This window comes from Streptosporangium sp. H13245 (assembly GCF_055690525.1).
Genome location: NZ_JBSZKT010000031.1, coordinates 86,848 through 99,807, shown reverse-complemented (window position 1 = coordinate 99,807; position 12,960 = coordinate 86,848). Strand labels below are relative to the sequence as shown.

The window sequence follows — 12,960 nt, the reverse complement described above, 5'->3', positions numbered from 1 at the left end:
CCCCCGCCACCCCCGCCACCCCCGGCGTCACAAATCAGGATTTTTCAGCTTTAAACCATATAGATCAAAAATGTCACCGTTCGGGGAGGTAGATCTTCTTCTCCGGATAGGCGAGCATGAGGCGTCCGAATCGGGGGCCTACTTACGGAGGGAACCTTCCGCGTGCGCAGCGACGCCTCGTTACCGGGCTACGAACGGCTTTTCGGGCACCTCGACCTGCGGGCGGGTGATGAGGCCCGCTCCGTCTACTCGCCCGCGGCCTATCTGACGGACCTGCTCACCTTCCTCCAGGAGACCTTCCACGACGTCTCCCTGCTGCGGCGCCGGCCGGGCATCGGGAAGGTCAGACTCGACGCGGACAACACCTTCACCGCGCTGCCGTACCTCGACATCGTCAACGAGGTGCTCGAGGCCCTGGTGGGCGAGCGGCCGTACGACCGGCTGAGGACGCTCAGGCACCCGCGCGGCCTGCCCTTCTTGCTGGACGCCGCGCGGTTCACCACCTACCTGAGGTATCTGGGGGTCGATCCGGTCGAGTTCTACCGGCTGTTCGCCGCCAGGGTCGACCCCGACCGGGTGACCCGCGACTACCTCGGGCTCACCCCGGAGGACGTCGACCTCGTCTCCGTCCCGCGCCCCGACGACCTCTCCCTGGCCGAGGTCTACGGCCTGGGCCCCGGCGAGGAGCCGGTCCCCGCGCTGTGCGACGTCGGCCGGTTCCTGGCCGCGACCTCGCTGACCGGCGAGGAGCTGAACGAGCTGCTCTACCAGGACCCCGAGCTGGAACGCTCCCGGAGCGGGTTCTGGGTGCACCAGGGCGCCGTCGTCGACATCGGCCCCGACGGCCGCACGCTCGTGCTGCGCTCCGGTGGCGAGCCTCCCCGCGAGTGGTTCGACCGCGCCCACCGTTTCGTCCGGCTGGCCCGCGGGACGGGGTTGTCGTTCACCGACCTCGACCGGGTGGCCTCCGGCGTCTCCGGCGACCTGGACCTGGTCACGCTGCGCGCGGTGGCCGCCGCGACCCACCTGCACCGTACCCACGACGTGCCGTTCGACCTGATCGAGGCGCTGATCACCCGGACGCTGCCCAACGAGATCAAGGACGGCCCGTTCCCCTCCGGTGACATCCTCGCGCCGCGGAACCGCCCCTACCGGCGGGTTTTGGCACGTTCCATCGGCCTGGCGGAGACGGAGATCGCCGAGGTGGTCCGCCGCCTTCGGGCGCGCTACGCGGGCCCCCTGGAGGAGAGCCCGTTCGACCGGGGCATCGGCCGTCCCGGCCTGGTCGTGCTCAACAGGGTGGCCCGGCTGACCGGCGCCCTGGGCATGTCCGTCGAGGAGCTGTTCGCCGTGCTGGCCGCGCTGGAGGCCGACCCGGCCATCGAGCGCCACTCGACCTTCCCGGTGCTCCCGGTGCTCGACGGCCGCTCCGGCGACATCCACCGCATGCTCGAACGCGACGAGGACCCGGCCGCCTCGCTCTGGCTGGCCCAGACGGTGTTCGAGGTCGTGGCCTGGATGCGCACGTGGGGCTTCACCGGGGAGGACCTCGTCGCCGTCCTCGGCGAACCGGCCACCCCCGAGTCGGAGGAGGAGCAGGCCGAGGTCATCGCCGGGATCGCCGAGCGTTTCGCCGACGTGGCGCTGACCCCGCGGGCCCTCGTCTCCGACCGGTTCGGCGAGCGGGCCGCGCAGGTCCTGTACGAGGTGCTGACCACGTACACCGACGGCGTGGTCTCCCCGCACGACCCGCGGCTGCTGCGGATCGACCCGGCCACCGTGGCCACCGCCGCCTACGACGCCGTCGGCGACCTCGCCGTGCTGGCGAAGGGCGACTTCCTGGGCCTCGGCCTGGGCGACCGGCTGGCCACCAAGATCTTCACCAACCTCGTCGTCAGGAACGTCGTCCAGGCCGACGGGCTGCTCGTCTCCGAGGACCTGCCCGCCGAGCTGACCCTGGCCGGGGACTTCTCCGCGTGCCGGGAGCCGCTGTTCGGCGCCGTCGCCGGGCTGGACGCCTTCTACCCCTCCGACCTGGCCGCCGCCCTGCCGCATCTCACCGAGGCCGGTCGCGCCGAGCTCTACGACAACCTGGTGCACAACGGCTACCTCGCCGAGACGGGCGAGGTCCTCGACCCCGAGATGTTCGCCGACCCCGCGCGGGCCGCCGGCTTCCGCGTCGACGCGCCCCTCGACGATGTCGCGCCCGCCGTGCTGGCCCTGCTCAGGGAGCGGGTCGAGGGCTACCGGGCGGCCAGGATCCCGCTCGACCCGGCCGCCTTCGGCGAGCTGAGGCTGACCGCCGAGCAGTTCGCCGCGCTCACCGAGAGTCTGCGCTTCAACGGCGTCGTCGACGCCGACGGCACCTACCGCGACAAGGCCGCCCTCGCCACGCTCGACCTCGCCGACCTCGGCCTCGCCCTGGAGTTCCACCCGGTCCGGCGCATCGTGCTGGCGGCGATGAAGGCCCAGCTCGCGGCGGTTAAGGCAGAAACGCACCTGATCTCCCCCGCCGACCTCGCGGACCTGGCGGACGAGGCCATGGCCACCCGGCTGGTCGGGCGGCTGGAGGGCGTGGTCACCCACGAGGGCCACGTCAAGGAGGAGCTGCGCCACGGGTTCGACGACACCGAGGGCAGCCTCGACCTGGGTGAGGGCTTCACCCACGAGGACGGGGAACTCGCCTTCGAGCGCATCGCGGGCATCACGCGGGCGCAGGCTCCCTACCGCCTCGACCTCGACGCCCTCACCGAACTCGGCTTCGACGACGGCGAGCGCTCCCGCCTGGTCGCGATGCTCGTCGGGGCCGGGCACCTGACCGGGAGCCTCGGCGTGCCCGAGCACCGGCTGGCCTACTTCCGTACCGTCACCAGCGCGCTCGACTTCACCCTGCCCGGCCTCGACGACTACGCCAGGGACGTCTTCTTCCTGCTGCACGCGGTGGCCAAGGAGCAGACGGCCGCGATCGTCGAGCTGGCCGGCACCCTCGGCGAGCTGGCCGCGCTCCAGCACGGCACCCTGCTCACCCTGCTCCAGGACGTGTTCGGCGTGCCCGGCCCGGTCGTCGAGGCGATCGGCGCGGCCGTGGCGCCCGGCGCGCTCGACGTGCTGGTGGCCCCCGCCCTCGGGGACGGCGGCGCCGGCCGGGCGGGGCCGGACTTCCGGCGGGTCTACCGGCGGTTGCGCCGCTTCGCCCGGCTGGCCGCCAAGCTCGGCCTGGACGCCGACGAGGTCACCGTGGCCTTCCGCGACCAGGACCTGACCGGCAAGTTCCCCGAGCCGCTCGCCCTGCCGCCCGGCCACGACCGTTTCGACGCGCTGCTGACCGGCCACGACGGCCTGATCCACATGTTCCACGGCGACGTCTACTGGACCTACTCCGCCGACACCCTGGCCCTGGCCGACTCCCGGCAGAGGCCGCTGACCGACCTGTCGCCCCACTTCGCGGGCCTGTCCGCGATCGACGCGGCCTTCACCCTGCCCGACGGCACCGAGTGGATCGTCGGCCGGGGCCCCGGCCCCGCCTCGCGGTGTTTCACCCGCGAGCCCGGCGGCACCCGCTGGGCGCCGAAGGAGCAGGTCTGGGGCAGGGTACGCAACAACTTCACCGCTCCCAGGAGGATCGACGGCGCCTACGTCGACCCCGAGGGCCGCACCCACCTGTTCGCCGGTGACCAGTACCTGCGCTACTCCGGCGACGACTACGCGTACGCCGACGAGGGCTACCCGAGGGCGGTCACCGAGTGGTGGCAGGGCGACACGCCGCTCCCCGAGGCCTTCCGCGACGCGGTCGACGCCGTCTTCCACGGGCACGACGGCCGCACGTACGTCCTGTCCGGCGACCGCGCCTTCGACGGGGTGGCCGAGCGGCCGCTCACCGAGCGGTGGGGCCGCCTGCGCAACACCTTCGACGGCGCCGAGCGTGTCGACGCGGCGTACGCCGACGCCGAGGGGTACCTGCTGTTCTCCGGCAACCAGGTGGTGCGCTACACCGACAACCCGGAGAACGACGGCGTCCGGGTGGCCGAGGGGTACCCTCGGCGCATCGAGACGTGGCGGCCGGGTGTGCCGGTCGAGTTCGAGGGGGCCGTCGAGGCGGCCTTCGAGGACGGCTCCGGCACCGTCCACCTGTTCAAGGACGGCAAGACCGTCGCCCTCGGCGGGTCCGGCGGCGTGGTGCCGACCGCGGAGCGGTGGGGCCTGGCGGCCGAGGCGCTGCCCGGCGGCCGGGTCGACGCCGCGTTCGTCGGGCTCGACGGCAGGACCTACCTGTTCGGCGGCGACCGCTACATCCGCTACTCCGGCGCCGACTACTCCGTTGTCGACCTCGGGTATCCGCGGGCCGTCGCCGGTGACTGGGGCGGACTCGACCGGGTCGACGCCGCGTTCGTGATGGACGGCGCGGCCCACCTGTTCGGCCCGGCCGGGCTCATCCTCGACCTGCCCGCCGGATACGAGGCCGAGCTGGCCGACGGCAACTGCTCGCCCGCGCTGCGCCGCCGCCTCTCCGAGCACGGCGTGGTCGTCGGCCCGGCCGCCGCCGTGACCGGCGCCTCGCCCGAGTGGCGGGTGACCGCCGAGGGTGGCATCGTGCTGACCGTCCGCCGCGCCGGTGACCGCGTCCGGGTCCACGGCGACGACACCCCGTTCTACGTCCGCTACTCCACCCGCGACCACACCGTGCCCGACGAGGGGTTTCCCCGGCCGCTGGCGGAGAACTGGCTCAACCTGCCCGACGCGTTCACCGGTGTCGACGCGGTCCTCACCGGCCGCGACAACCAGACCTACCTGTTCAGCGGTGACCGCTTCGTCGTCTTCGACAACCGGCACCGCTGGTGGTCGGAGCCCCGGAACCTGCGCGAACGCTGGGACAGCCTCCCGTTCGACCGGGTCGACGCCGCGTTCACCGGCAAGGACGGCAAGACCTACGTCTTCTCCGGCGACCGGTACGTCCGCTACTCGGGTGCCGACCACACCGAGGTCGACGACCGCTACCCGGCGGCCACCTCGGCGTTCTGGGGCAACGTCGTCAACACGATCCAGCGCACCGGCCGGGTCGACGCGACCCTGGTCACGGAGGTGACCGAGAAGGTCGACGGCGCCGACGTCACCCGCACGTACACGTACCTGTTCTCCGGCTCCCAGTACGTCCGCTACCGCGACCACGACTACCGGGTGGTCGAGGACGGCTACCCGCGCGCCCTGTCGGCGCTGGCCGGGGAGCCCCGCCTGGGGGCGCTGAAGGTCACCCTCGACGGGGTGGACGCGGCGTTCGCCGACCGGCGTACCGTCTACCTGTTCCGCGGCGGCGAGTGGCACGCCGTCTCCGACGGCCTCCACAGGTCCTACGAGCTGCCCGGCGTCACGGCCGCCTACGTCGACCGGGGCTCGGTCATGGTGCAGACCGCCGAGGGCTGGCGGCGGCAGCACGCCCTGGAGGGCCCCGAACGCCACGAGCCGGTCCGGCCACCGGCGCTGCGTACCGTCCCGGCCGGATACCGCGACGGCCTCGACGCCGTGCTGACCGGGGCCGACGGCAACACCTACCTGTTCAAGGGCCCGATGTGCTTCGACACGGCCGTCGGCAAGGACTACCCGCTCGACGAGGAGTGGGGCCGCCCGCGCAACACGATCTACCAGGACAACACGGTCGACGCCGCGTTCGTGGGACGGGACGGGAGGACGTACCTGTTCAGCGGGGACCAGTTCGTCGTCTACGGCGACCCGGCCGACGGTGCCGACGGCGCCGTCATCGACGGTGAGCCGAGGTCCGTCGCCGAGCACTGGGGCGGGCTGACCGGTGTCGCGCTGGCCTACCACCGCGACGGCACGACGCACCTGTTCGAGCCCCCCGGGCCCGGCGGCACGATGCGCCACCTGACCTACACCGGTGACGAGGGCCCCTACGAGAGCCCCGACCCCGGCTCCCCCGCGCTCGTCGACGAGACGTTCTGGCAGGCGCCGGACGGGTTCCCGGTGCCCGACGCGGTGCTGTTCGAGGGCCGGACGACGGTGCTGCTCAGCGGCGAGCGCTGCGTGCGGTTCAGCGAGGACACCGGCCTGTGGTCCCACCCCCGGCCGATCGAACGCCTCTGGCGCGGTTTCACCGTCGCGCCCGGCGACCGGCTGAGGACCGCCTTCACCGGGACCGACGGGGCGACCCACTTCTTCTTCACCGAGACCTTCACCACCTACGCCGACCGCGCCTTCAGCGCGCCCGCCCGGATCCGCGACCGCTGGGGCCGTTCGGCCAGCCCGTTCGGCTCGGCCGTCGACGCGGCGGTGGTCTTCGGCGGCCACACCTACCTCTTCGGCGGCGACCGGTACGTCCGCTACACCGGACCGGGCTACCGGTACGTCGACCCCGGCTACCCCAGGCCCATCGTGCGCGAGCTGCGCAGGGAGGCGGCCTTCGCCGGGCTGCCCGAGTCCTTCGACGACGCGGCCGCCGTCCACGGCGTCGACGCGGCGGTGGCGAACGGGCGCACCGCCCACCTGGTCACCGGCAACCTCGTGCACGCCGTCTCGACGTCGGCGTCCGCGACGTACCCGATCGGCCTGCTGGGCAGGGTGCGCAACACAATCGCCGACCTCGGGAGGGTCGACGCCGCGCTGGTCCGCGACCGGCACACCTTCCTGTTCTCCGGCGACCAGTACGTCCGCTACACCGGTGCCGACTACCTGTACGTCGACGAGGGCTACCCCCGCACGATCGAGGGCGACTGGGGAGACCTCCCGGCCGAGTTCGAGGACGGTGTCGACGCCGCCTTCCTGAAGGACGGCAGGGTCCACTTCTTCAAGGGCGACCGCTTCACCGTCGACGGCGCCGTCGGCTCCGTCGCCGCCCGGTTCGGCCGCGTCCGCAACGCGTTCGCGACCACCCCGGTGATCGACGCCGCGTTCGTCGGCCGAGGGGGCGAGCTGTACGTCTTCTCCGGCGACCAGTACGTCCGCTACGCGCCCGGCGCGCCCGGCCACGTCGAGCAGGGCTACCCCCGCACGATCAAGGACGACTGGGGTGACCTGCCGAGTTCCTTCGAGGCGGGCGTCACCGGCGCCTTCACCCTGGGCGAGGCCGCCTACCTGGCCAGGGACGACCGGTACGTCCGCTACTCCGGCCGCCTGGACGTGGTCGACCGCACCTTCCCGCAGCTCTTCCGGCACCGCTGGTCCGACACGGCCGACTACCGCCTGACCGACATGCACACCGTCGTCGCCTTCGCCGACCTCAACCGGCGCCACCCCGGCCTGGCCCAGATGCTGGCCCGGGGCGCGAAGGAGCCGTACGAGCGGTTGTGCGAGCTGTTCCCGTGGGACCCCGACGAGTTGCGGTGGGTCAAGCGCAACGCGGGCCTGATCACCGAGTTCCCCGCCGAGGAGGACCGGTTCGAGATCGAGTTCCTGCTCAAGCTCACCCGCCTGTTCTCGGTCGCCGACAGGATGGGCGCCGGTCCGTCGGCGCTGTACGGCGCCACCGCCGACACCCTTGAGGCCCTGCTGCCCGAGGCGGCGATCCCGCTCGCGCACGACGACCTCAACGTGGCCAGGCGCGACGCGCTGGTCCCGGCGGTGCTGCACCTGCACCCCGAGCTGGCCGACGCCGCCGAGATCTACGAGCACGCCCTCATCGACGTCGAGATGGGCCGCGAGGGCACCACCTCACGGGTGCGGGAGGCCATCGCGGCCACCCAGCTCTACCTGCACCGCTATCTCCTGGACCTGGAGGAGCTCGACGACGGCCAGGACGTCAAGCCGAGGTTGCGCACCTGGTGGCAGTGGCTGCGGAACTACCGCACCTGGGAGGCCAACCGGAAGGTCTTCCTCTACCCGGAGAACTACGTCCGCCCCGAGCTGCGCGACACCAGGACCCCCGCGTTCAGGGAGCTGGAGGACGACCTCCTCCAGGGCGAGATCACCGCGGAGACGGTCCAGCACGCCTACCGGCGTTACCTCGACGAGTACACCGAGGTGAGCCGCCTGGCCATCGCCGGGGCCTACGTCTACCGTGCCGACGACGACGCCGACAGCACCCGCAGGCTCGTCCTGTTCGGCCGTACCCGGACCGATCCGCGCCGCTGGTACCTCCGGGAGGCCGAGTTCCGCGACGGCGAGCGCCTGTCGGCGAGCTGGGAGCCGTGGAACCGGGTCGACGCGCGGATCGACGCCGACCGCGTCGACCCCGTGCACGCCTTCGGCCGGGTCTTCGTCTTCTGGAGCGTCGTGGAGGCGGTCGCGCCCGAGGGCACCGGCAAGACCGTCATCACCGCGACGACGGAGGGCGAGAGCCAGAACGTCTCCGCGCCGCCGCCCAAGCACCGGGTGCGGGTCCTCTACTCCTTCCAGAACCTCAACCGCGAGTGGGTCGCCCCGCAGACGTTGCCGCCCGGCCCCCCGCACGACGGCCCGATCACCGGCGCGACCCTGTTCGTACGGGCCTCGGCCACCGTCCCCGGCGCGGGAACGGGCGCGCACGACTCGATCGTGGTGTCCTGCTCATACGCGGCCGGGGGGAAGAAGCACGCCTCGTCGTTCGCGCTCACCCCCGAGCTGTACGCCCTCCCGATCGCCACGCCCGCGCGGCCCGCCAGGCCGGTCGACGTCGGCAGGGTCTTCGCCGAGCCGGTCGCCGGGGAGGTGGTCCCGTTCAACATGCCGGTCGAGTCCTCCGACGGGCCCTGGTTCAGCGTCGACCACAAGGGCGGCAGCTTCCTGGTGCGCCCGGTCATCGCCGACCCCGGTGAGGACCCGCCGGTGCTGGAGCTCAAGGGCAACGGCCACCGGCTGCCCGCCTGGGAGCGCGTCGACGCCGCCTTCGAGCACGGCGACACCCGCTACTTCTTCGACAACCTGACCGGGGAGTTCCTGGTCACCAAGCCGTTCGGCCCGCTGAAGACGGCCGGTGAGCCCACCGCGGGCCGCTGGGGCAACCTGGCGGGCGGGGAGCTGGCCACCACAGGCCGGGTCGACGCGGTGCTGGTGCGCGGCGAGTTCACCTACGTGTTCACCGGCCGCGAGTACTACCGCTACCGGGGACGCCTGGTGGACCGGAAGATGGACGCGGGCCACCCCCGGCAGCTCGCCGCCAACACCGAGGACCTGCCGCGCTGGACCTCGATCGACACGGCGTTCACCTGGAACGGCGCCGAGTACTTCCTCAACGGCGACACCTACGCCCAGCGCGACGTGACGAGCGGCCTCCTCGGCCCGCCCGGCCGGGTGCGCGACAGGTGGCCGGTCCCGGACAGGGCCCGGGTGCAGGCCACGCTGGTCAGGGGCACCACACTGTTCCTGATCTTCGGTGACACGTACACGAAGGTCGCGCAGAACGGCCGTCAGGAGGACGGCTATCCCCGGGCGCTCAGGGACAACCCCGACGGCCTGCCCGCGAGGATCCGGGCGGCGGCCGACGTCAACGGCACACCGTACTTCTTCGGCGACGACACCTTCACCGTGGGCACCGACCCCGCCCAGCACCCGACGCGCCCGCTCGGCAGGATCGCCACGGCGCTCAACACGACCGGGACGGTCGACGCGGCCTACGTGTCCGGCGACCACCTGTTCCTGGTCAGCGGCCTGGAGTACTACCGCTACACGCTCAACGGCGCCGACATCCCGCTGGTCGCCGACACCGGCTACCCGAAGGCGCTGCCGCGCGCCGTCGACGCCACCTTCCAGCGCGGCGACCGGCGCTACCTCCTCAGCGGCGAGGAATACGCCGTCATCCCCGCCACCGGAGAGCCCTCGACGCCCGGCGACTTCGCCCCGATCGAGGGCAACTGGCGCTCGCTGCCGCCCGGCTTCGCCACCCGCTACACCGGCGCGATGGACACCGCGTCGGACCTGTTCCTGTTCCTCGGCGGCCAGTACGTCGTCTACCCCAAGACCGGCGTCGTGCATCGCCCCTACGAGTACGCCGCCCTGCCGCACGAGATCGTGCGGCTCACCTCCAGCACCGCGTTCGAGCTCAACCGCAGGCTCCTGGTCGGCGGCGTGCCCGCGCTGCTCGCCCCGGAGACCCAGGAGATCGACGAGCTGCCCGCTTTCAGCACCGTGGCGACGGGCTCCACCACGATCAGGGTGCGGGCCGAGGTCGCGGGGGTGCCGGTCAGCACGCACCTGGACTTCCAGAGCGCCAACGGCCGCTACTACTGGGAGATCTTCTTCCACGCGCCGCTGCTCATCGCCCAGGCGCTCAACGCCGCCCAGCGCTTCGCCGACGCCAAGACCTGGTACGAGTACGTCTTCGACCCCACCGAGCAGGACCGCTACTGGCGCTTCCTGCCCTTCCTCGCGATCGACCCGCGGGCGCTGGTCGCCGGGTGCCTGGCCGACCTGGAGAACCTGCCCCCGGACGTCGGCCGGGACCTGCGGCCGATCCTGGCCGACGTCGAGTCGCTGGCCCCGCTCTTCGAGCACGCCCGCGCGTGCACCACCGCCGACCTGACCCTGCTCGACGGCCTGGCCGACCGGGTCCGCCCGTTCGAGGGCGACGCCCGGCTCCGCGAGAAGATCGGCATGATCGCCCGCCTGCGCCGCCAGTACGACCTGATGGGCGACCACGGCGCCCTCCTGAAGACCTACCTGGACGACCCGTTCGACCCGCACGCCATCGCGGAGCTGCGCCCGTCCGCCTACCGCAGGGCCGTCGTGATGGCCTACGTCGACAACCTGCTGGACTGGGGCGACCTGCTGTTCCGCCAGTACACGCTGGAGAGCGTCGACGAGGCCAGGATGCTCTACATCCTCGCGTACGACCTGCTCGGCGAGCGCCCGCGCGGCACCGGCCCGCGCCACCTGTCCACGGCGAGGACCTACGACGAGCTCGACCCGGCCGAGGTCACCGACCCGTACGCCGAGACCGTCACCGCGGGCGGCACCCTGCTCGACGGCATGGGGGCCATCCACCGCGGCGTGGCCGACCCCTACTTCTTCATCCCCGGCAACACGGTGCTGGGCGACTACTGGGACCGCGTCGAGGACCGGCTCCGCAAGATCAGGGCCTCCCTCGACATCATGGGCGTCAGCCGCCCGCTGCCCCTGTTCGAGCCACCCGCCGACGTGATGGCCCTCGTCAGGGGCGCCGCGGCCGGGCTCGCCCCCGACCAGGTCACGACCGGGCTGTCGGCGCCGGTCCCGCACCACCGGTTCGCTTTCCTGCACCGCAGGGCGCAGGACCTGGCCGACCGGCTGCGCGGCTTCGGCGGCGAGCTCCTGGGGGTGCTCGAACGCCGCGACGCCGAGGAGCTGACCCTGCTGCAGACCCGGCAGGAGGGCAACATCCGGCAGATGACGCGGGCCGTCCGCGAGGCCCAGGTCGAGTCGGCCGCCGAGAACCTCGCCCAGGCCGAGGCCTCCCGCGAGGCCGCCACGGCCCGGCAGAAGTACTACGAGAACCTCGTCGAGACCGGCCTCACCCCGCTCCAGCAGTCCCAGATCCGCGCCATGACCGACGGCGTCAACTCGCACTTCGCCTCCGCCGGGCTGAAGATCGGCGCCGCCGTCGCGTACGCCGCCCCGCAAGTCCTGGCCGGTCCGCTCATCATGGGCACCATGTTCGGCGGCGAGCAGGCCGGCAGGGTCCTGGACGTCGGTTCCGACATCGCCCAGGCCCTCGGCGAGGCCTTCAGCGTCCTCGGCGAGCTGTACGGCGTCCGCGTCGAGCAGGAGCGCCAGGAGGGCGACTGGCGCTACCAGGTCATGCTGGCCAAGGCCGACCAGCGCGAACTGGGCCACCAGATCACCGCCGCCAGGGCCGGCCTCGCCGCCGCCCGGCGCGAGCTGGAGATCGTCGACCAGGAGATCGCCGACCTGGAGGCCGTGGCCACCTTCCTCACCGGCAAGTTCACCAACGCCGAGCTCTACCGGTGGAAGGCCGGTCGCCTGGCGTCGGCGTACTTCGCCTCCTACGGCCTGGCCCACGAGATCGCCAAGGCCGCCGAACGCGCCTACCAGTACGAGCGGGGCACGTCGGAGTCGTACATCCAGCCGGTCTACTGGGAGAGCCGCCGCAACGGCCTGCTGGCCGGGGAGTCCCTCGCGGTCGACGTCGAACGCCTCGGCAACGCCTACACCTCCTCCGACAACCGCGGCATGGAGATCACCAAGCGGATCTCCCTGCTTCAGCTGGACCCGCTCGCGGTGCTCGCGCTGAGGAACGAGGGCCGCTGCGAGTTCGCGCTGACCGAGGAGCTGTTCGACCGGGACTTCCCCGGGCACTACCGGCGGCGTGTCAAGACCGTCTCGGTCGTGTTCGACGGGCCGGAGGGGCCGATCGAGGTCAACGCCGTACTCACCCAGACCGGCCACAGGACGGTGCTCAGCCCCGACGCCAAGGCGGTGCGATACCTGGTCGACGCCAAGGGGGACGCGCCCGCGTCGGTCCGGTCGGACTGGAGGCCCAGCCAGCAGATCGCCCTGTCGGACACCGAGCAGCACCGCGACAACAACGGCCTGTTCGAGCTGCGCTTCGACGACGAGCGCTACCTGCCGTTCGAGGGCACCGGAGCGGTGTCGACGTGGCGCATGGAGATCACCGGCCGGCGCCCCCACGACCTGTCCGACGTGACTCTGCTGCTCAAGTACACCGCCGAGCAGGGCGGGGACGTGTTCGCCAACGCGGTGCGCGGGATGCGTCGGCCGTACGCGGCGGCACGGTACGTCGACGTGGCCGGTGAGTTCGCCGAGCAGTGGCGGGCCTTCCTCGGCGGCGACGACCTGGTGCTGCCGATCGCGCCGGAAATGTTCCCCGACATGATCGGGGGCCAGATCACCGGGATGTACGCGCGCTACGAACCGGCCGGCGGGGGATCGGCCAGGCTGCGCCTCGACGGGCGGCTCATCGACGACGGTAAGGCGATCCGTGTCCCCGGCCTGCGGGCCGAGGAGTGGACGCTGACCGTGGACGGCGATCGGGAGAGCCTGACCAACATCGGGCTCGTACTCACCTACCGGGCGGTGTGA

General features: G+C 72.3%; 1 protein-coding gene. It reads left to right on the top strand.

All coding sequences use genetic code 11. The features are described 5' to 3' along the window. Positions 1–162: 162 nt before the first annotated feature. Positions 163–12,960, top strand: a complete 12,798-nt coding sequence (locus ACW9TB_RS30685; protein ID WP_472751574.1) for a hemopexin repeat-containing protein — start codon at positions 163–165, stop codon at positions 12,958–12,960.